Raw genomic sequence first — 20,463 nt, forward strand, 5'->3', positions numbered from 1 at the left:
CGGTCCAAACTTTGTCTTGATTTTTGTGTTTTAAAACACTGGGACCATTAGCATCTTCCAGTCTTGCCCGCTTGCGGACAGTATTATGAAAGTTCTCTGTCTTGATGTTATCCGGGGTGGCCGGCCATTTCCCCTGACGATATACTTCTATACATTTCCCCTTGAATTCATAACTGTATCGCATAAAAACACCCTCCTTACTGCTGCATTTTCATCTCCAGTAAAGAGGGTACATATCATTTTCGTCAGGATGTTTTTTTATTGGTGCCTACATTTCGAATTTTTTGTGAATGTGGATCATCGCTTCCTTGGCCCGGTCTTTGTCGATCAGGCAACTGAGTTTGATTTCCGATGTGGAGATCGTCAGGATATTAATGCCCAGTTCATAAAGGGATTCGAAAAATTTGCTGGCGATTTCCGCATTGGCCACCACCCCGGTGCCTACCACCGAAAGCTTGGCCACGCCCTGATCGAATTCAACCTTCTGGGCACCCACTTTAAAGGCGAACTTCTGGGAGACTTCCACCGCATCCTGCAATTCGTCCACGTTCACCGTGAACGAAATATCGTTAACCGCCGTTCGGTTGACGTTCTGCACGATCATATCCACGTGAATATTGGCAACCGCCAACGAGGTGAACAGACGAAAAGCAATCCCCGGTTTATCCGGCACTTCTAAAATTGAAATCTTTGCAATGTTTTCATCAAGGGCAATCCCCCTGACCAATACCTTTTCCATTTGATTAACGTCCTCCTTGATAATGGTTCCTTTATCCTCGTTAAAACTGGACCGCACGACCAGCGGCAATTTGTATTTCTCTGCCAATTCAATCGATCTTGTGTGCAGCACACCCGCGCCGAGATCGGCCATTTCTAAAACTTCTGCGTAAGAAATTTGACCGATTTTCCGAGCGCCCGGCACCACGCGTGGGTCGGCGTTATAAACCCCGTCCACATCGGTGTAAATTTCACAACGTTCGGCTCTCATAGCTGCAGCCAATGCCACCGCTGAGGTGTCGGAGCCGCCGCGGCCAAGCGTCGTTACCTCGTCATTTTCGTCAATGCCCTGGAACCCCGCGACAATCACCACCTGATGATCCCTCAGCTCCCGTTCAAGTCGTTCGGTATCAATGCCTTCAATCCGCGCCTTGCGGTGCACATCCGAAGTGCGGATGCCGCATTGTGCGCCCGTCAGCGAAATCACCGTGTAACCGATCGCCTGAATGGCCATTGCCAGCAGCGCAATGCTTTCCTGTTCGCCGGTCGCCATCAGCACATCCAGTTCCCGGCTCGGCGGACTTTCGTTGATGGCCCAAGCCATGCCGATAAGTTCATCCGTGCGTTTACCCATCGCCGACACGACGACGATCATTTTCTTGCCGTCATCCACGCTGTGAACGATTCGCTGCGCCACCTTTTTTATTCTTTCAACCGAACCGACAGATGTTCCGCCGTATTTCTGAACGATTAAATCTTTCATCTTATCTCTGAATTTTCCAGTTTCTATTCATAAATGCGCGCATAAAACACATCGCCGACACATTCTTTGATGCGATCTACCAGACCGTCAAACACATCGGCCTGAATGGTCGATGTGGTATAGAAAATCGCTTCGTCAGAAATAACGATATTTTCCCGGCCTTTATCGGCGTCCATCACCGACATCACAAAAGCCAATTCATCGTTGTCTGCGATGTTCACCCGCAGATAATAACGTCCTGAAAATCCGGAGTTACCCATTTTGTGCAATTTTTTATCCAGCTTCTTGTAGGCGGGTTCCCGGTCTTCTTTCAAACAGTTGATAATGTAAAGCGCGTCGCCGACAACGGCATTAGCCGTCGCATCTTTGCCGGCGCCCTTGCCGTAAAACTGCAGTTCCCCGATAATATCGCCTTTGATGGAAATGATATTAAACTCCGAATTGACGTTGCTCATCATCGATTCTTTAGAAAAAAGCACTGGCTCAACAGTGGTATAAACCTGGTTTTTATTGACCAATTTGGAGTGTCCCAAATATTTAATGGTATAGCCCATATCGCCGGCCATTTCCACATCGATAGCCGATACATCGGAAAGGCCGCGCTTCTTGATATCTTCGTCACGCACCACACCGCCATAGGCTAATGTTGAGAGAATCGCCAACTTGCGTGAAACGTCGTAACCTTCAATATCCGCTGTGGGATCTGCCTCGGCAAAGCCGATCTGCTGCGCTTTTTTGAGAGTATCATCAAAATCGGCACCGTTTTCTGTCATATTCGACAAAATATAATTGGTGGTTCCGTTGAGAATCCCCTTGATCTCGTCAATGCGATTGATCTTGAGTTCTTCTTTTAAACTGCCGATAATGGGGATACCCCCGCCAACGGCTGCTTCATAGCGTAAAAATACGTTCTTCTGGGCGGCAAGGCCCGTCAATTCCTCAAAATATTCCGAGAGCACCGCTTTGCTGGCCGTCACCACATTTTTACCGTGCTCCAGCGCCGCCTTGATCATTTCATGCTCGAAGTCCATGCCGCCGAGCAGAGAAATAACGATCTGAATTTCGGGATCATCCATAATGAGCGCCGGATCCGTTACAATCTCGCACACCTGATCTGATGGATCCACGTGTTTGTTAGGATCTTTGTCCAAAATTTTGGAGATGACCACAGGTTCATCCAAGTTGTTGGAAAACCGGCCCTTATTCAGATTGATCAGCTCGTAAACACCCGTCCCGATCGTTCCGAAACCTAATAACGCAATTTTCACATCTTTTACCTCACTTCAAAATTCATGGTCCAAGACCATTTCCGATACTTATTGCATTTGATATCTCCTCGATATCAACGCAATGTAAAAAAATGCAAACGAAAATTTTCTTGTAATTCAGTGAAAAACATTTTATCATATAGAAGTGAGAACCGCAATCACTAACTCTTGGGATTTCATAAGACTTTCATTATTTTTCATAGTCCTTCAAAATTTTGACCTTAATACTGATCTATGACTCCCCATGCTTTTTCTTCCCTTCAATGACGCACCTTTAATCCTTAAAAGCACCTGTCTGTGATTGCATCCTGACATGATCTTGTTCTGAACGACAACAGGCATCAACCCATCAGATTTATTACCATCGGAGGCAATATGAATCAAAAGTACATCAGTACCCGCGGCGGACAACAAAATATTTCTGCATCTCAGGCAATTATCTCAGGCCTTGCCACAGATGGCGGCCTTTTTGTTCCGTCTTTCATTCATGAAAAATCAATCGATCTTCCGGCGATCATCAACATGAACTACGGTGATTTAGCCTGCAAGATTTTCAATCTTTTTCTCAATGATTTTTCTGAGAACCAAATCCGCCACTGTGTGACCCAGGCTTATGAAACCGGTCTTTTTGAGGGGTATGCACCCGCGGCCGTCCAACGGGCCGCCGATCGCTATTTTCTCGAACTTTATCACGGGCCGACCTGTGCCTTTAAAGATATGGCATTGACCATTCTGCCTCACTTCATGACAACAGCGATGAACATTCAGCATATCAACCGAGAAGTGGTGATCCTCACGGCAACCTCCGGCGACACCGGCAAAGCGGCCCTTTCCGGCTTCGCCGATGTCCCGGGCATCGATATCATCGTTTATTATCCCAAAGACGGCGTCTCGACGATTCAGGAAAAGCAAATGCTCACCCAAACGGGAAAAAACACCTATGTTGTCGGCGTCGATGGCAATTTTGATGACACGCAAAATGGTGTGAAGCGCATTTTTTCGGATCCGGCTTTCAACCGGGCTCTTCAGGCCAAAGGGTTTCAACTGTCTTCGGCCAATTCCATCAACATCGGCCGGTTGCTGCCCCAGGTGATCTATTATTTCTATAGCTACGGCGAATTGATTAAACGCGGCGCCATCGCTTTGGGCGATGCTGTCAACTTTGTCGTTCCCACCGGCAACTTCGGCGATATTCTGGCCGGTTATTACGCATCGCTTATCGGGCTGCCCGTCGGGCGTTTGATCTGTGCCTCCAACGCCAACCGCGTGCTGACGGACTTTTTCCAAACCGGGGACTATAACCGCAATCGCCCCTTTTATAAAACCATGTCGCCGTCGATGGATATTTTAATTTCGAGCAATTTCGAGCGTCTGCTCTACGATCTTTCCGGCGATACCGATTTTGTGGCCGGTCAGATGCAGGCACTGAATGCGGACGGCGCCTATACCGTCCCCCAGGCCATGCGCGACAAAATTGACGCCCGCTTCTGGGGCGGTTGCTCCGACGAAAAAGCTACCGCATCGGCCATCAAAGCCATGTTCAGGGACCATGGTTACTTGATGGATCCCCACACCGCCGTGGCCAGCCAGGTTTACGACGATTACCGCGCGGCCACCGGCGACACCACCCCCACCGTGGTGCTTTCCACCGCAAGCCCCTATAAATTTGCCCACCATGTATATGAGAGCATCTTCGGCCGCATCCCGGCGGATATGAACGACTTCGCCGTGCTTGATGCGCTGGCTGATCAAACTGGAGTTCCCGTTCCCGCGCCGCTGGCCGATCTGGAAAGTCGTCCCAATCAATACGATCACATCTGCGCCAAAGCCGATATGCCCGATGCTCTCTCCTCCTTTTTAAGCCGCCTTTCGGAGAACGCCTAATGAGCAAAAACACCCCCTCAGAAGAACGATCGGTGATTGTCCGCGTTCCAGGCACCTCAGCGAACATCGGCCCCGGATTTGACGCTTTCGGCATGGCCTTCAATCTTTACAACACGTTCACTTTTCAGGCGAAAAATGACGGCAAGCTCACCATCCGCGGCGTTCCCCGCAAATATCAGGGCAAATCCAACCTGGTGTATAAAGCCATGCAAAAGGTTTTTAAGCGCGTGCGTTATTCGCCCCGCGGCCTCTATCTGCACACGAAAACTAATGTGCCGGTCAGCCGCGGTCTTGGCTCCTCCGCGACCTGCATCGTCGGCGGCCTCGTCGGCGCCAACGTCCTTTGCGGCAGCCCCTTGAGTGAAGCGGAACTCTTCGACATGGCCGTCGCCATGGAAAGGCATCCGGACAACATCGCTCCGGCTTTTTTCGGCGGGCTGGTATGCGCCATCGAAGAAAACGGCCGCAATGACTACATCAAAAAATCGGTAGCCGATTGTTTTGCCTTCCATTTGATTGTCCCGGATTTTGAGCTTTCCACCAAAGAAGCCCGCGCGGCGCTGCCGGATCAGATTGACCGCGCCGACGGCGTCTTTAACGTGGCCCACGCGACGATGACCTATCTTGCCCTGACCGAAGGCCGCCCGGATGTGCTCAAGCACAGCATGGCGGACAAATTGCACCAGCCCTACCGGAAGCATTTGATCCGCTCCTACGATGCGGTGCGTCAGGCCGCCAAAGACTACGGCGCGCTCGGCGTGTGCATCAGCGGCGCCGGTCCGACGCTGCTCGCCATCTCGCCAAAGGGCAACTCGTCCGCCTTTTCGGAGCACATGCGCCACTTCCTCGCGCGCAAGGAGCCCCGTTGGCAGCTTTACGATCTCGATCCGGACAACAACGGCACCACCGTGATCTTTAAATGATTTTTATCGTTTTTTAAAGCGCGCCTCCCGCGTGCTTTTTTGATGCCCGCTTTGCCGGCGCTCATTTATTTTTTTCGTTTGCCGGCAGTTCTTTAAAAAATTCATTTGTCTTTTCATAGTGCGGCCGATTTTTTTCTGGTATAATGAAAAAATCTTATATAGCATTTTAATTTTCAGGAGGAAAGCATGAAGGAATATCGGCCGGTTAAAGAAGGCAAGGTGCGGGAAATTTACGATATTGGCGACAACCTCGTCATGGTCGCAACCGATCGTATCTCCGCCTTTGATGTCATCTTAAAAAACAAAATCGTCAAAAAAGGAACGGTCTTAACTCAGATGTCTAAATTCTGGTTTGACTATACCGGAGACGTGCTGCCCAATCACATGGTTTCCGTCGACGTGACGGATATGCCTGCATTTTTCCAAAACGAAAATTTTGACGGCAACAGCATGCTCTGCAAGAAGCTGACCATGCTCCCCATCGAATGCATTGTCCGCGGCTATATCACCGGCAGCGGCTGGGGCAGTTACCAGAAAAACGGCACGGTCTGCGGTATCAAGCTGCCGGAGGGGCTTCGGGAATGCGACAAACTGCCCAAACCTATCTATACCCCGAGCACCAAGGCGGATCTGGGCGATCACGACGAGAACATCTCTTTCGAACAGAGCATCGACGTGCTGGAAAAACACTTTCCCGGCAAGGGCAGGGCCTATGCCGAAGCACTGCGCGACAACACGCTGGCGCTCTATCAAAAATGCGCCGATTACGCCCTGAGCCGCGGCATCATCATTGCCGATACCAAATTTGAATTCGGCATCGACGAAGCCGGCGACCTCATCATCGGCGACGAAATGCTCACGCCGGACAGCAGTCGCTTCTGGCCCCTCGAAGGCTATGAGCCCGGCAAATCCCAGCCCTCCTTCGACAAGCAATTCGTCCGCGACTGGCTCAAGGCCAATCCGGACAGCAACTACAACCTGCCCCAGGATGTCATCGATAAAACCATCGCCAAATACAAAGAAGCCTACAAGCTGTTGACCGATCAGGATATTGCCTGACCATCGGCCGATTGTTCGCGGCTTTAAAATCACCATCCTGCCGATTCGGCAGGATTTTTTACACCCGCATTCTAAAATAAGGAGCCCCGCATGACTTACCCCTTGCCTCAGCTCATGATTTTCGACATGGATGGGCTGATCTTCGACACCGAACGGCTGTTCATGGCCCAGAAAGCCATCGTGATGGCGCGCTACGGCTACACACAAAAGGAATCGGATTACGTCAGCACCCTCGGCACTTCCGGCAGCGCTCTCAACCGAAGACTGCATCAGATTTACGGCCCCGATTATCCGGCCGACCGCATCAGCACCGAGACCCGGGAACGCGTCGCCGAGGCCGTCGCCCAGGATGGTCCGCCGGTGAAGCCCGGAATCCTGGAACTTCTCCGCTGGCTGCAGGAGCACCGCGTCCCCTGCTGCATCGCGACTGCCACTCCCCGGGAGCACGCCTTGTTTTATCTCGAGCAAGGCGAATTGCTGCCCTATTTTGACTTTGTGGTAGCCGGCGATCAAATCACCCGCGCCAAACCGGATCCGGAAATTTTTCTGGCCTGCTGCACGCAAAAAAACGTCAGCCCCGAAACCGCCATGGTGCTGGAAGATTCGGAAAACGGTATTCTTGCCGCCGCCCGGGCAGGCATTCCCGTGGTGGGCATCCCGGATCTCAAGATCCCGGAGCCCGCCATTGCCCGTCAGGCGCTGACGCTTTTAAACAGCGCGGACGAAGTGATCGCCCTTTTTGACTAACCGATGGTTTCGATCAAATTGATCATTTCAATCGCCGAGCAGGCCACGTCGTAGCCCTTGTTGCCGGCCTTGGTGCCCGCGCGCTCGATGGCCTGTTCGATGTTTTCCGTGGTAATCACGCCAAAGAGCACCGGAATCCCTGCTTTAAGTCCCACCTGGGCGACGCCCTTGCTCGCTTCGTTGCACACATGGTCATAATGGCTGGTTGCACCGCGAATCACCGCCCCCAGGCAGATCACCGCATCGTATTTTTCCGTTTCGGCCATTTTCTGCGCGATCAGCGGAATTTCAAAGGCGCCGGGCACCCAGGCAATGTCGATGTCGTCGTCGTTCACCCCGTGGCGGATCAGTGCGTCCTGCGCTCCGCTGACGAGCTTCGAAACGATAAATTCGTTAAACCGCGCGGCGACAATGCCGATCTTAACCTGCTTTGCAATAACTTTTCCTTCTAATTTTCTCATGGTTCGCTCCTTTATCTTTATGATTAATTTAAATTTTACCTTTCCGTTTTTTGTTCCGCGCTAAATTCGTGCACATGATGATCGTGACTGCAGCCATAATGCGTCATATGGTCCATCTTTTCCTGTTTGGTCATCAAATAATCGTAATCGTATTGCTGGGCGTCGATCTGAATCGGCACCCGCTCCTCAATCGTGATGCCATAGCCCGAAAGGCCGGTGATTTTCGTCGGATTGTTGGTGAGCAGGCGCAGCCGCCTCGCCCCGATATCCCGAAGAATCTGCGCCCCGACGCCATAATCCCGCATATCCGGCGGGAATCCCAGCATCACATTGGCCTCCACCGTGTCGTAGCCTTGTTCTTGCAGAGCATAGGCCTTGATCTTGTTGATGAGGCCGATGCCTCGGCCTTCCTGACGCAGATAAAGCAAAATGCCCCGGCCTTCGGCCGCGATCTGGCGCATGGCCTGATGCAATTGATCGCCGCAGTCGCAACGCGCTGAGCCGAACACGTCGCCGGTCAAGCATTCGGAATGCACCCGGCACAGCACCGGTTTGCCGTCGGCCACATCCCCCATCACCAACGCCACGTGGTGATCGCCGTTAATGAGATTGCGGTAGCCCATGATTTTAAACTTGCCGTATTTCGTGGGCAGCTTGGCTTCCGCTTCCCGGCGGATAATGCTGTCGTTCTTCACCCGGTATTTAATCAGATCGGCGATGGTGATCACCGTGAGATCCCGCGCTTCCGCAAAATCGAGCAGCTCCTGGGTGCGCATCATTTCACCGTCGTCCCGCATGATCTCGCAACACAGCCCCACCGGCTTGAGCCCGGCCAGCTTCATCAGATCCACGGTCGCTTCGGTATGGCCGCTGCGGGCCAGCACTCCGCCCTTGCGGGCCTGCAAGGGGAACATATGCCCCGGCCGTCTGAAATTTTCGGGCCTGACATTGTCCGCCACGGTTTCAAGCGCCGTGAAGGAACGCTCCGCCGCAGAGATCCCCGTCGTCGTGTCCACATGGTCGATGGAGATGGTAAACGCCGTGCTGTGGTTGTCGGTGTTTTCGTCCACCATCTGAGGCAGATCGAGCTTCTGGCACCACTCGGCGCTCATGGGCATGCAGATGAGCCCTTTGGCATCGCTGGCCATGCGGTTGACATTCTTCTGAGTCGCAAATTCCGCGGCGCAAATCATATCGCCTTCGTTTTCCCGATCCGGGTCGTCAATGCAGAGGATGATCTTCCCCTGTCTCAAATCTTCCAATGCCTGTTCAATAGTTCCAATCGTCTTCGCCATTTTGCTGTCCCTTCTAAAATCCGTTTTTCATTAAAAATGCCCTGGTAATGCCCTGAGCCTCCGGCACCGCTTTCGGTGGTGCCATGAGCTTTTCGATGTATTTGCCCACCATGTCACATTCCAGATTTACTGCGTCGCCCGCCTTTTTATCGGCGAGTGCCGTTACTTCCCGAGTATGGGGAATCACGGAAACTGCGAAGCTTTTATCGTCGACCCGCGCCACGGTCAAGCTGATGCCGTCCATGGCGATGGAGCCCTTCGCAACGATATAGCGCAGCACTGCAGGCGGTGCCGCCACGGTGTACCACACCGCGTTATCGTCTTGTTTAACCGCTGTGATCGTGCCGGTATCGTCGATATGGCCGGCGACCATATGCCCGCCGAAGCGCCCGTCCGCCGGCATTGCCCGTTCCAAATTCACCGCAGAACCAATCTTCAGGCTTTTCAGCGCGCTGCGGTTTAACGTCTCCGACATCACATCTGCGGCGAACGAATGACCGTCCATCCGCGTCACCGTCAGACAGACGCCGCTCGTCATAATGCTGTCGCCCACTGCCGTTCCCTCCAGCACCGTCTGGCAATCGACGGTTAAAATGCAGGATTTCGCCCCCGGCTGAATCCGGCTGATCCTGCCTACTTCTTCCACAAGTCCGGTAAACATGACTTTGCCTCTTTTCTATATTTGCTGATGCTTCACGGGATAACCTGATACCCAAAGATCGTCGCCGCAGCAGCCGGTCGTAACCGATGTCAAGGCGATGGCATCCGCCATGCGCGGGATGCCGGCACCTCCTATCGGCGAAGGCGCTTCCGCACCGCCGACCAGCTTCGGCGCGATAAACGCCACGACTTTATTCACCACGCCGGCTTCAAAAGCCGCCGCATTGAGTGTCGCGCCGCCTTCGAGCAGCACGCTGTCGATTTCCCGCCGTCCCAAAAGGCGCATCAGCACATTCAAATCCACACGAGCGCTGTCGCCGGCCGGCAAAACCGTCACGCCGGCCGCCTGCAGCGCCGTTGCTTTTGCCGATGCCGCCGCTGTTTTTGTGCAGGCCACAATCATCGGGATATCGCCGGCCGTCTTAACCAAGCGGCTGTCAAGCGGTATTCGCAGTCTTGAATCACAGACGATGCGCACCGGATCGACGCCGACCTCAATGCGGCAGTTGAGCATGGGATCGTCGGCGAGCACGGTGCCGATGCCCACCATGATGCCCGAATACTGTTTGCGCATGCGCTGGACCTGAACGCGGGAGGCTTCTCCGCTGATCCACTTCGCATCCCCGGAGGCACAGGCGATTTTGCCGTCGAGGGTCATCGCGTATTTACTGACCACAAAGGGCATCCGCGTTGTCATATAGTGATAAAAGACTTCGTTGAGTCTTCGGCATTTTATTTCGAGAATCCCGGTGATCACCTCGATGCCTGCGGCTTCCAAAATTTTCACGCCCCTGCCGGCCACTTTGGGATTCACATCCAGCGAGCCGACAAACACCCGGCCGATGCCCCGCTCAATGATGATCTCTGTGCAGGGTGGCGTCTTGCCATAATGGCAGCAGGGCTCCAGCGTCACATAAAGATCGGCGCCCGTTAAATCCTTATCGCAGTGCATCAGCGCATTGCGCTCTGCATGATAACCCCCGGCGTGCTCATGGTAGCCCTCCGCGACGACCACACCGTTTTGAACCACCACGCACCCCACCATCGGGTTTGGCGAGGTGTGCCCCATTCCCTGCCTGGCTAAAGCCAGCGCGCGATGCATAAACGCTTCGGCCTGCGCTTTTTCCGCTTCTATGTTTTTCCACTCCACTGATGTCAATGCATTGTCGCTCCTTTCTCAAATCCGTCAATGCCACCGTCTTCCGATATAGGATTTTTTGCAAAGAAAAACACCCCGCATCTTAACAGGGTGTTTCGTTTGAATTAAAAAATAATCATCTTCTTCCATCCGGACTATAACCGTCGGTACCGGAATCACACCGGTTCATGCCTCTCGGCTCGCGGACTTTAACCGCCGATTGGGAATTGCACCCCACCCTGAAGATACGATCTGCCCTTCCGGGCATCATTGTTATTACGATAACAAGCATAACGCAAAGGCCATACCGTGTCAATAGTTTCAGTTGAATTATTTTAACGCCCGCAAAGAAAACCTAACGGATCTTGAGCATATTCTTTGTCGATGCAAACGCATAAACCCCATCTAAATAGCCGATCAAAAAATCCTTGGCTAAACTGGGACTTAGAATATTTTCTCTGGCCTCAGTGATAGAAAACCAATCGTAATCGTCAATTTCCCAATTCGGCCGGGGCTTTTCACCACCGACTACCACCGTAAAGTTGAGCATCAGCGTATTGGTCGGTTCAAAAAAATGACTGTGATTAAAGCGCAACTCTTTAACCTCAAGCCCCATCTCTTCCATCACCTCCCGCCGGACCGTGACTTCAACATCCTCGCCCCGGGAAACGTAACCCGCCACCAATATATAAGCATCCCGTCCGTATTGTTTGATCAAAAGCACCTGATCTTTATGTTCGTTGAGCACGATCATGCTGACTGCCGTATTAAACACCGGAAAACGGAAATCCTGACATTGGGGACAATAAGGAACAATTCCTTCCCCCTTTAGATAACGATGCATCAATTTTGTGCCGCAGGCCATGCAATGGATCATCCGTGGAACGCTCATAAAGTAATGTCTCCTACATGTTTTTAAAAATGTGCAAATAAAAACCTCCCACGGGAGGTCTTATTTATTTCTTCTGCTGCTTAAACGAGCCGATCCCTCGGCGTTGGGATGCATCCATCTCGGTCAGCTTGTTCCAGGCAATGTCTCTGGGATCCCGCCCGGATTCGGTCATTTTTTGCGTGTTAACAGCCAATCCTTTAAAACTTTTCTGTGCTTTATGGGCCGCTGTCAGAATGCGCTCCGTACAGTAGTTCACCCGGAAAATCGCATACTGAATTTGTCCATGGATCATGCGATCGTGGGATTGCTCGGCGTCATCCCTTTCCGGATTGCCATAAACTTTTGTCCGTCTCGCCGCTGCTTCCATTTCCTGATTCCAAAGATAAGCTTTTTTAATCAGTTTGCGGTAAGGCTCGCTGGCCTGCTCGTATTGGGTCTTCTGATTTTGAATCAGCGCCTGGAGATCATCAACTTCTTCCCCGACATACCAAGCTTCCAAAGGCGCGAAGGCTTTTTCCACCAGCGCCACAAAATCATTGATGTCCGAGGTATCAATCGGTGCACCGTAATCCTCTGGTTCGGGCATGACAAACGCATCCCCAAGGTGTTTTTCTGTATGTTCTACTAACATGATTTCCCCTTCTTATCTGCGGTTTTAAACCGCGTCGTCTTTAGGCGCACCTATTATATCGTTAGGTCAAAATACTGTCAAATCTTTCTAATCAAATATCGCACATTTATTAGCTTTTATTTAAAGCTTAGCCATTGCCTAATCGGGGATCGATTGGGCCCGAATCTCCTCGAATCTTATTCGCCATTTTTCATATTGATCATCGATCTTTAAATCGACGCAGCATTCGTACAAAACCATCGTGCCCACTGCGCGTAATGGCTCTCGCGGACGCCCTGTCATCAATGGGAAAAGAATTTTTTGAGCTGCCAGTTCGCGCTTGAAGTGCGGCGGCAAGGCCAACATCAAACGGTCTCTTCCGATGCGGCCGCCGGCGTGTCCGTCACGACTTGCAATGCCGGCATCAATGTTTCCATTGACGCTTTTCCGCTGAGCATCGCCGTTAATTGTCCTTTTGCGGCCTGAATGGCCTGCGCTAATCCGTCCATGGGGATTCCTCTCTTCTTCGCCCGGTGTTCTGCCGCTCAGACTGCGCCTCCACATCGGAAGGATGCGCGTTGCTATATTTCAGGGTTGTCGCCGATAGCAAAACACCGGATTCCTGCCATGCATGATATCCGGTGCTGTGCTCAAAGCAAACGATTTTCGCTTTTTGATTTATTGAATTATGTTCGAGTTTGGCGCATTTTGCCGATCTAATCATCTCAAACGCGAAGACAATCTTCCAGGCGGCCGTGCTTTTCGTAATTGGTGACGCGCTCAACGCGGTTGCCTTCGCCCAGGAAAACCACCTGAGGCTTGTGGGCCCTGGCTTCCTGCTCGTCGACGAGCGCATAGGCCATGACGATCACCTTATCCCCGACACAGGCGCAGCGCGCTGCCGCCCCGTTGAGGCAGATGATGCCGCTGCCCCGTTCTCCGGCGATGGTATAGGTTTCAAAGCGTTCGCCATTGTTCACGTCGACAATGGCGACCTTTTCGTATTCCAAAATGCCGGCCTGATCCAGAAAGTTCTCGTCGACGGTGATCGACCCCACGTAATCCAGTTCGGCCTGCGTCACCGTTGCGCGATGGATTTTTCCCTTTAACATCGGAATCAACATCTTACACCTCCGGGATGACAATCGCGGGGTCGCCCACGGCGAAATTATCAATCAGGCGGGTGGTGCCGATGCGCACCGCCATCGCCACCAGATCCCCGGGTTTAAAAATATCGACCGACTGCATGCTTTCGCCATCCACCACTTCGACGTATTCCACCTCGGCCATCGGTTCGTCGGCCAGCTTATCGCGCATGGCCGCCAGGAGCTTTTCGCTGCGGCGTTCGCCGCCGGCCACCATGACCTGCCCCAGGCGCACGCTGCGGGATAAGATCAATGCGGCTTGACGCTCTTTCGCGCTTAAATATGTATTGCGGGAACTTTTAGCCAACCCGTCGGATTCGCGCACGATGGGGCAGCCCACCACGTCCACATCAAAGTTTAAATCGCGCGCCATCCGGCGGACGATCGCCAACTGCTGAGCATCCTTCTGTCCGAAGAAAATTTTGTCGGGCCCGACGATATTGAGCAGTTTCGTGATGACCGTGCACACGCCGCGAAAGTGAATGGGCCGGCTCTTGCCGCAAAGGGTCTGGCTCAGCACGTCGATATCCACAAAAGTGCAGAAATCCGCCACATACATCTCATCGGCATCCGGATGGAAAACCAAATCGACCCCTTCGGTCTCGAGCAGCGCACGGTCGTGCTCAAAATCCCGGGGATAATCGGCGAGATCTTCGTTTGGTCCGAACTGAATCGGATTGACGAAGACCGACACTACGGTTTTGTCACAAAGTCTTGCGGACGCCGCCATCAATGAGGCGTGGCCCTCGTGCAGATAGCCCATGGTCGGACAGAAACCGATGCTTTGTCCGGCCTCTTTCCAGGCGCGCACCTGGTCGCGCACCTCCTGAATCGTTTTCGCTATGATCATATTCCTCGCTCCTTTGACTGCAGTTCCTTTTATCCTTTAATACAACCGATCCAGATCGTCTTCGCTGGCAAGCTTGAAAGCTTCATCCGCGCTGGGGAAATCGCCGGCTTTCACCGCCTGGTCATAGGCCTTAAAAGCCCCGACCATTGCTTCGCCAATTTTTCCAAAATGACGGACGAACTTCGGCATATAATCCGTGAACATCCCGAGCATATCCTGATAGACGAGGATTTGCCCGTCACAGCCCGCACCGGCGCCGATGCCAATGGTCGGGATGCTCAGTTTTTCGGTGATCAGGTTCGCCAGCTTTGCCGGGACGCATTCGAGCACCACCGAAAAAGCCCCCGCTTCCTGAATGGCCAGCGCATCGTCTAGCAGCTGCTTGGCTGCTGCTTCGCCCTTCCCCTGGACACGGTTGCCGCCGAAGGCATTCACCGACTGCGGCGTGAGCCCCAAGTGAGCCATGACGGGGATGCCCGCCGCCGTAATCGCGCCGATCTGCGAGCAGACCGCCGCGCCGCCTTCCAGCTTCACCGCCTGAGCGCGCCCTTCTTTCATCAAACGCCCCGCATTGACGAGCGCCCGCTCATCCGACACCTGATAGGACATAAACGGCATATCGATGACCACCATAATATCCCGGCACCCTCGGGCCACCGCGCCGCCAAAGGTAATCATGTCTTCCATCGTCACCGAAAGCGTATCTTCGTAGCCGAGCATGGTATTGCCCAATGAATCGCCGACGAGCACGCCGTTAATCCCGGCAGCCTCGAGTAATTGTGCCGTGGAATAATCGTAGCACGTCAGCATTGCGATTTTTTCGCCGCGCTCTTTCATGGCCTGAAACGTTTTAACCGTGTTTTTCATTTTGAGTTGTCTCCCCCCAATGATAATAATAAATTTTCGAGGGACAGGTATGACCGATCGGGATGCTTTGTCTTCGCAAGCGCCAGCAACTTCTGGGATAACAGCGCGTATAACAGCCTGTCGTTCGCCTTGTCAAAGCAGTCAAGGTGAGCCGCCACCGTTTTGGTATCACCGCGCTCCACCGGGCCGGTGAGAGCGTCGATGACGCCGTCTTCAGCCATGTGAGCCGCATTGCCGAGCACCAAGGGCATCAGCGCCTGCTGCGCCTTTTCGTGGGAAAAGCCGCAGGTTTCGAGCATCTCAATACTCTGCGCCACAAGCCCGACGACCAGGTTGCTGGCTATCGACGCGGCACAATGATAACGCGATTTCGATGATCTGTCGATGATCTGCACCGAAAGATCCAATCCTTTGAGCCAGGTGTCAACCGCGTCCAAACGATCCGCACTGCCTTCCAGGGCAAAAAAAACATCCGACAATTCACGGTAAGCGGTATAGCGATCGCTTACGGCGAATAGCGGATGAACGGAATAGACACTCGCACCAATTTGTTCTGCACCCGGCATGGCCGCTTCTGCTGAAAGGGCGCCGCTGCAATGACAAATGATTTTACCTTGAATCGGATACTCACAGATCGCCGCCGCCATAGCCGCGATGCTGCTATCCGGAACCGTTAAAAACAACACGTCACTGTCTGCTACCAGGTCACCGAGTTTTCGGTAACTTTGCGAATGCGTAAACTGCGCCGCGTCATCGGCGGCAGCGGTGTTCCGGCTGTAATAGCCTGTCACCCGAGCGCCATGGGTCGTTAAGTATTTTCCTAAAGTGAAGCCGACCTTGCCGGCTCCCACAAATCCAGTTTTCAGGGCCATCACTCCTTCATGAAATTCGATCACGACGTGATGTTGTCTGTGCCCGGAGAACGATTCAAGATATTTGCATCGGTACAGTTTCCCGAGAGAATACCGTCCATCCCGCTTAGTTTAGCACCGCCATCCATCGCTGTAAAGAAAAATATTAATTTTTGTCCTGATTGTGTATTTTTTTTGCAATGCACCGGCTTGTTTCTTTAAAAACCCACCCACGTGCCCAACGCGTGGTTTGCTGCATACAAAAAGAGGCCTTTCGGCCTCCAGTTGTTCTGATTGCATGAATGCATCGCACCGATGCCAAGCTTAAACGACTACCTGCAAAGCCTGATCGAGATCGGCGATAATGTCATCGGCGGCTTCAATTCCCACCGACAGACGCACCAGATCCGGTGCCACCCCGCCGGCAATCAGCTCTTCGTCCGTCATCTGGCGATGGGTTGAAGAGGCCGGATGCAGCACACAGGTGTGGGCATCGGCCACATGGGTCGCGATCATCGCGATTTTCAAATGCTTCATAAAGGCTTCCGCTGTCTTGCGGCCGCCCTTCACCCCGAAGGAAATCACCCCACAGGTGCCGTTTGGCATGTATTTTTGCGCTCGTTCGTAATAACGGTTACCGGGCAGTCCCGGATAGTTGACCCAGGCGATTTGATCATGCTGCTCGAGAAAGGCCGCGACCTGTTGAGCATTGGCACAGTGGCGTTCCATGCGCACGGCCAGCGATTCCAGCCCCAAATTCAGCATATACGCGTTCATCGGGGACGGCGTCGCACCGAGATCGCGCATCAGCTGGGCCGTCGCCTTGGTAATAAACGCCCCGCCCCGGCCAAACTTTTCCGCATAAGTAATGCCATGATACGATTCATCCGGCGTGGTCAGCCCTGGAAATTTTTCTTGATGGGCCATCCAGTCGAATTGCCCGCTGTCGACAATACAGCCGCCGACTGTCGCATCGTGTCCGTCCATATATTTCGTGGTGGAATGGGTCACGATGTCCGCCCCCCATTCGAAAGGCCGGCAGTTAATGGGCGTCGCAAAGGTATTATCGATGATCAGCGGCACCCCATGAGCGTGAGCCTCTTTAGCAAAACGTTCAATATCAAAAACGATGAGGGCCGGATTGGCAATGGTCTCTCCGAAGACCGCCTTGGTATTGGGCTTAAACGCCGCCGCCAGCGCTTCATCCGTGCAGTCTGGATCGACGAAGGTGAAATCAATGCCCATTCGGCGCATCGTCGCGTTGAACAGATTGAAACTCCCGCCATAGATCGCTGACGAAGCCACCACATGATCACCGGCACCCGCCAAATTAAACACCGAATAAAAAGTTGCCGCCTGACCGGATGCCGTCAGCATGGCGGCGGTGCCACCTTCCAGCGCTGCGATCTTAGCCGCCACCCGGTCGCTCGTCGGATTCTGCAGCCGTGTATAAAAATAGCCTTCGGCTTCCAGATCAAACAACTGGCCCATGGCCTCGCTGGAATCGTATTTAAAGGTCGTGCTCTGTACAATGGGCATTAACCGTGATTCGCCGTTCTGGGGTTCGTACCCGGCCTGGATACATTGTGTTTCTTTTTTCATAGATAGTCCTCTCTGGTTATCAATATTGCTGCGTTTTATTATAGCATAGCCCGATGATGCACTTTTGATTTTTATCCGTCTGTGTCGTCCTTTCTTCAGAAAATGCTCACTAAAAAACGTCTTTGGGATTTCCTCCAAAGACGTTTTAGGTACCGATTTATTGTTTTTGATAACCGGTGATCATGGTCGCAATAAAACAAAACACGGTTGCCCAGGCGAAAAAACGATGGTATTTCATCTGATCCTCCTTTATTTTTGAATAACCGATGATTAATTGATTTTATTATAGCATAGTCCGCCGCAATCAGTCATTCCAAATCGGCAGCATGGCCTGAAAGTGGACAAAGGCCAGTATTTCTTCAAAGGCCAAATCAAAATCAACCGCCTGCTTTTTCACAAAGCGCTTAAAATCTTCGTTCCGCTTTAATCGGGTAATCGCCGTCTTCACCTCCTCCGGCGTCTGCACCGCAGAAAACGCCTTGTCTCCCAGACGAAATAATTGCAAATACATTCCCGCGATATCCAAACGATTTTCAATCTGCACGATTTGAAATTCTGAATATTGCCGCTTCTCAAGCCACTTTGTAAAGGCTGCGCTCTCAAAGGGCTGCGCTTTTTTGAGCATCGCCGTTACGATCTGCGATGCCAAGGCGTCATCCGTTTTTTCCTGTGATGCCATGGGTGGTTCACCTTTCATCCGGATTTGTCAATGCTTCAATCTGCGGCAACCGTTCCCGAAATTCCCGAAAAGCAGCCATTGCCAGCGGATCTTTTTTGCCCGCCGCCACTGCATCGCGATAGCGGCGCACGGTTGCCATCGGCAAATGTTTCTCGTTATAAAGATAACGCGTGAAAAGCTGCAGTATCTCCGCTTTATTTAGCATAGGATCGCCGCCGGCCTCAAACTTTTGGCGTCTGAGGTTTTAATCCGATGCGCGCCGCTGCCAAATCCAATCGACCAATCACCGCGAGCACCACGACCGCCGCGAGTCCCATCTGCACCAGATTTCCGGGAATCGACGCCGCCGGTGCGAGCCAATTCCCATAGATAATGCTCTCAGCAACATAATATCCCGCGATTTTAATCGCGCAGGCGGCCGCAATGGCTGCCACATACCAACGATAACCGCAATGATTTTCCGTCATCGCGCCCACGACGTATCCCATCAAGCCGACGATCACAAAGGTGAAAGGCGCCCAAAGCGTCCATCCGCCGACCAAATCGAATAATGCCATGCCGACCCCTCCGGCTAAAGCGCCGGTCCGCTTGCCAAAGATCACTGCGGCGATCAACAGGGGAATATTCCCCAAGTGAACCAAGCCGCCGTTGGCCGCAATCGGCAGCCGCACATTGATAAAGGTCATGCCGAAAGTCAGCGCAATCATTAAAGCGGTGGTCACCAGATCCTGCAGTGTTAAACGGTGATCTGTTTCTCGTTCTTTCATTTGAAAACCTCCTCTATTGACGCCTCCCATTATCCGCTTTCCTGGCCCGGCTATAAATACCCATTTAAATAAATTTTAATAAGGTCAGTTGGCCGCTCAATTCCGTTTTGCAATTTGCCGTCGCTTCTTTAATATAATAAGACCCATTCAACGGAAAGAAAGTGAGACAAATCATGACCGAAACAACCAACCATTTCGTCGACGAAAAGCAGGTTAAGCTCCTGCTCAGTTTTTTCCGGGATTCTCTGGCTGGCGCTCTGAAAGAAAAAGATCCTGCCAAGAAGGACGCCATCCTGCAGAGGATGCTCTTGTTGCTCCAAAATTATATCGACGATTAGAACCTATGCATGGCGGCGCCCACGACGACATTCACGATCGCAATGGTGAGCATGATGCTCAGGATCACAGTCACACGCCCGATGATGGTGATCGTGGCCGCAGCCGCATAGTTCGTCGTGACGATATATTTGCGGCTAGCTCCAAGCGCCTTTCAAGACTTCATTATACTCCAAGTGCACTATCATAAACGAAGAGATTCATGCCATGGCATTGTCCATGGCCTTATTGCATGAAAAAACCACGCGTCTAACGCGTGGTTTTTTCATGCATAAAATACCGGTCTGTATGACCGGTAACAAATAAGGAATCATAATATGGAATTTTTAGCGCATTGCCATAACAATAACGCTTATGCGAGAATATAAACTTCCCTCAAAGTTTACGACATTATTATAGCATGGATCAAAAGAGCTGTAAAGCAATTCAAAATTTATTTTCATCAATGAATCCTTTCGCTCATGTGCTTAACCCAATACGCGGTAGTTCTCCAATTTTTGCAGATGATCCTTTATCTCGGCAATCACATCCCGCATCTCCTGTGCCAAGCTGTTGAGTTCCCGAATCCGCGCAACCTGCCGCTCTAAAAACGCCTCGTGCACCGGCAGAATCGGCGACGCCCGATGCACGCGCCATTGAAGCATGTTCACGTCGGCACTATTTTGATCAAATACATCCCGGGTGCGATCCTCCTCGATGCGCAGCCGCCGCCACAGGGCGTCTCGACTGGCCATTCGTTCATCTTCATTCAGCGACAAATCCTGCAAATTGCCGAGCGCCTTAGCGGCAAACGCCATGAAACGGTCAATATCTTCTGAAGTAATGGGTGCTCTGTTCTCACCGACCAATAATTTCATTCGGTGTTCCCCTTTCTTTTTCCATTATGTGCTTGATCGCCTTATTTTAACAGGAGCTCCCACCTTTCGCAAATCGCCGCGCTCTTTTCATG

23 protein-coding genes, 1 pseudogene and 1 riboswitch are annotated in these 20,463 nt (G+C 52.2%); of the genes and pseudogenes, 5 read left to right on the forward strand and 19 right to left on the reverse strand.

Annotation, left to right across the window (positions count from 1 at the left end; all coding sequences use genetic code 11):
• The 3 genes and pseudogenes from V3C63_RS00005 to V3C63_RS00015 form a co-directional block, all read right to left on the reverse strand.
• Positions 1 to 184 (reverse strand): annotated as a pseudogene (locus V3C63_RS00005) (helix-turn-helix domain-containing protein); the annotation flags it as partial.
• An 84-nt stretch (positions 185 to 268) separates the two neighbouring features.
• A complete protein-coding gene (locus V3C63_RS00010; protein WP_329885773.1) occupies positions 269 to 1,480 on the reverse strand; it encodes an aspartate kinase in 1,212 nt (403 codons plus the stop codon).
• A 23-nt stretch (positions 1,481 to 1,503) separates the two neighbouring features.
• The gene (locus V3C63_RS00015; RefSeq protein WP_329885774.1) at positions 1,504 to 2,748 is read right to left on the reverse strand and encodes a homoserine dehydrogenase; all 1,245 of its coding nucleotides are present in this window, start codon (positions 2,746 to 2,748) and stop codon (positions 1,504 to 1,506) included.
• A 375-nt stretch (positions 2,749 to 3,123) separates the two neighbouring features.
• Here V3C63_RS00015 and thrC point away from each other — a divergent pair, with 375 nt between their 5' ends.
• From thrC to V3C63_RS00035, 4 genes are all read left to right on the forward strand, one after another.
• A complete protein-coding gene (gene thrC / locus V3C63_RS00020) occupies positions 3,124 to 4,632 on the forward strand; it encodes a threonine synthase (RefSeq protein ID WP_329885775.1) in 1,509 nt (502 codons plus the stop codon).
• Positions 4,632 to 5,555 carry a homoserine kinase gene (gene thrB, locus V3C63_RS00025; RefSeq protein WP_329885776.1) on the forward strand — a complete coding sequence of 308 codons (924 nt, stop codon included), beginning with the start codon at positions 4,632 to 4,634 and terminating at the stop codon, positions 5,553 to 5,555. The genes thrC and thrB overlap by 1 nt, the downstream gene beginning before the upstream one ends.
• 186 nt (positions 5,556 to 5,741) lie before the next feature.
• Positions 5,742 to 6,614, forward strand: coding sequence for a phosphoribosylaminoimidazolesuccinocarboxamide synthase (locus tag V3C63_RS00030; protein ID WP_329885777.1), 873 nt, complete (start codon positions 5,742 to 5,744; stop codon positions 6,612 to 6,614).
• A 90-nt stretch (positions 6,615 to 6,704) separates the two neighbouring features.
• Positions 6,705 to 7,361, forward strand: a complete 657-nt coding sequence (locus V3C63_RS00035; RefSeq protein WP_329885778.1) for an HAD family hydrolase — start codon at positions 6,705 to 6,707, stop codon at positions 7,359 to 7,361.
• On the opposite strand, the gene ribH is transcribed toward V3C63_RS00035, so the two are convergent.
• The 15 genes from ribH to V3C63_RS00110 form a co-directional block, all read right to left on the reverse strand.
• Entirely contained in the window at positions 7,358 to 7,822 is a 465-nt protein-coding gene (ribH, locus tag V3C63_RS00040; protein WP_329885779.1) for a 6,7-dimethyl-8-ribityllumazine synthase, read from the reverse strand. The genes V3C63_RS00035 and ribH overlap by 4 nt on opposite strands.
• Positions 7,823 to 7,857: 35 nt before the next feature.
• Entirely contained in the window at positions 7,858 to 9,117 is a 1,260-nt protein-coding gene (locus V3C63_RS00045; protein ID WP_329885780.1) for a bifunctional 3,4-dihydroxy-2-butanone-4-phosphate synthase/GTP cyclohydrolase II, read from the reverse strand.
• Between the two features lie 13 nt (positions 9,118 to 9,130).
• On the reverse strand, positions 9,131 to 9,778 hold the full coding sequence (locus V3C63_RS00050; protein ID WP_329885781.1) for a riboflavin synthase: 648 nt from the start codon (positions 9,776 to 9,778) through the stop codon (positions 9,131 to 9,133).
• Between the two features lie 15 nt (positions 9,779 to 9,793).
• Positions 9,794 to 10,927, reverse strand: a complete 1,134-nt coding sequence (gene ribD / locus V3C63_RS00055; protein WP_329886250.1) for a bifunctional diaminohydroxyphosphoribosylaminopyrimidine deaminase/5-amino-6-(5-phosphoribosylamino)uracil reductase RibD — start codon at positions 10,925 to 10,927, stop codon at positions 9,794 to 9,796.
• Between the two features lie 122 nt (positions 10,928 to 11,049).
• A riboswitch (FMN riboswitch) is annotated at positions 11,050 to 11,166 on the reverse strand.
• Positions 11,167 to 11,270: 104 nt separating this feature from the next.
• Complete coding sequence (locus V3C63_RS00060) at positions 11,271 to 11,807, reverse strand: NAD(+) diphosphatase (protein WP_329885782.1); 537 nt, start codon at positions 11,805 to 11,807, stop codon at positions 11,271 to 11,273.
• Between the two features lie 64 nt (positions 11,808 to 11,871).
• Positions 11,872 to 12,438 (reverse strand): hypothetical protein, encoded by a 567-nt coding sequence (locus V3C63_RS00065; RefSeq protein ID WP_329885783.1) that lies wholly within the window; start codon positions 12,436 to 12,438, stop codon positions 11,872 to 11,874.
• Positions 12,439 to 12,782: 344 nt separating this feature from the next.
• Positions 12,783 to 12,926 carry a hypothetical protein gene (locus V3C63_RS00070; RefSeq protein ID WP_329885784.1) on the reverse strand — a complete coding sequence of 48 codons (144 nt, stop codon included), beginning with the start codon at positions 12,924 to 12,926 and terminating at the stop codon, positions 12,783 to 12,785.
• Positions 12,927 to 13,142: 216 nt separating this feature from the next.
• Complete coding sequence (gene panD, locus V3C63_RS00075; protein WP_329885785.1) at positions 13,143 to 13,541, reverse strand: aspartate 1-decarboxylase; 399 nt, start codon at positions 13,539 to 13,541, stop codon at positions 13,143 to 13,145.
• A 1-nt stretch (position 13,542) separates the two neighbouring features.
• Positions 13,543 to 14,412 carry a pantoate--beta-alanine ligase gene (panC, locus tag V3C63_RS00080; protein ID WP_329885786.1) on the reverse strand — a complete coding sequence of 290 codons (870 nt, stop codon included), beginning with the start codon at positions 14,410 to 14,412 and terminating at the stop codon, positions 13,543 to 13,545.
• A 36-nt stretch (positions 14,413 to 14,448) separates the two neighbouring features.
• Positions 14,449 to 15,279, reverse strand: a complete 831-nt coding sequence (panB, locus tag V3C63_RS00085) for a 3-methyl-2-oxobutanoate hydroxymethyltransferase (protein WP_329885787.1) — start codon at positions 15,277 to 15,279, stop codon at positions 14,449 to 14,451.
• Positions 15,276 to 16,151, reverse strand: a complete 876-nt coding sequence (locus V3C63_RS00090) for a Rossmann-like and DUF2520 domain-containing protein (RefSeq protein WP_329885788.1) — start codon at positions 16,149 to 16,151, stop codon at positions 15,276 to 15,278. The genes panB and V3C63_RS00090 overlap by 4 nt, the downstream gene beginning before the upstream one ends.
• Before the next feature lie 303 nt (positions 16,152 to 16,454).
• Positions 16,455 to 17,732, reverse strand: coding sequence for an O-acetylhomoserine aminocarboxypropyltransferase/cysteine synthase family protein (locus tag V3C63_RS00095; protein WP_329885789.1), 1,278 nt, complete (start codon positions 17,730 to 17,732; stop codon positions 16,455 to 16,457).
• Positions 17,733 to 18,036: 304 nt separating this feature from the next.
• Positions 18,037 to 18,411 carry a hypothetical protein gene (locus V3C63_RS00100; protein WP_329885790.1) on the reverse strand — a complete coding sequence of 125 codons (375 nt, stop codon included), beginning with the start codon at positions 18,409 to 18,411 and terminating at the stop codon, positions 18,037 to 18,039.
• A gap of 7 nt (positions 18,412 to 18,418) precedes the next feature.
• Positions 18,419 to 18,616, reverse strand: a complete 198-nt coding sequence (locus tag V3C63_RS00105) for a hypothetical protein (protein WP_329885791.1) — start codon at positions 18,614 to 18,616, stop codon at positions 18,419 to 18,421.
• A 16-nt stretch (positions 18,617 to 18,632) separates the two neighbouring features.
• Positions 18,633 to 19,178 (reverse strand): ECF transporter S component, encoded by a 546-nt coding sequence (locus tag V3C63_RS00110; protein WP_329885792.1) that lies wholly within the window; start codon positions 19,176 to 19,178, stop codon positions 18,633 to 18,635.
• Between the two features lie 173 nt (positions 19,179 to 19,351).
• Here V3C63_RS00110 and V3C63_RS00115 point away from each other — a divergent pair, with 173 nt between their 5' ends.
• Entirely contained in the window at positions 19,352 to 19,516 is a 165-nt protein-coding gene (locus V3C63_RS00115; protein ID WP_329885793.1) for a hypothetical protein, read from the forward strand.
• 465 nt (positions 19,517 to 19,981) lie between these two features.
• Here V3C63_RS00115 and V3C63_RS00120 read toward each other — a convergent pair whose 3' ends face one another.
• Positions 19,982 to 20,371 carry a hypothetical protein gene (locus tag V3C63_RS00120; protein WP_329885795.1) on the reverse strand — a complete coding sequence of 130 codons (390 nt, stop codon included), beginning with the start codon at positions 20,369 to 20,371 and terminating at the stop codon, positions 19,982 to 19,984.
• Between the last annotated feature and the right edge of the window lie 92 nt (positions 20,372 to 20,463).

The sequence above is a fragment of the Pseudoramibacter faecis genome (assembly GCF_036289405.1).
In the GTDB taxonomy this organism is placed as follows: Bacteria; Bacillota; Clostridia; order Eubacteriales; family Eubacteriaceae; genus Pseudoramibacter; species Pseudoramibacter faecis.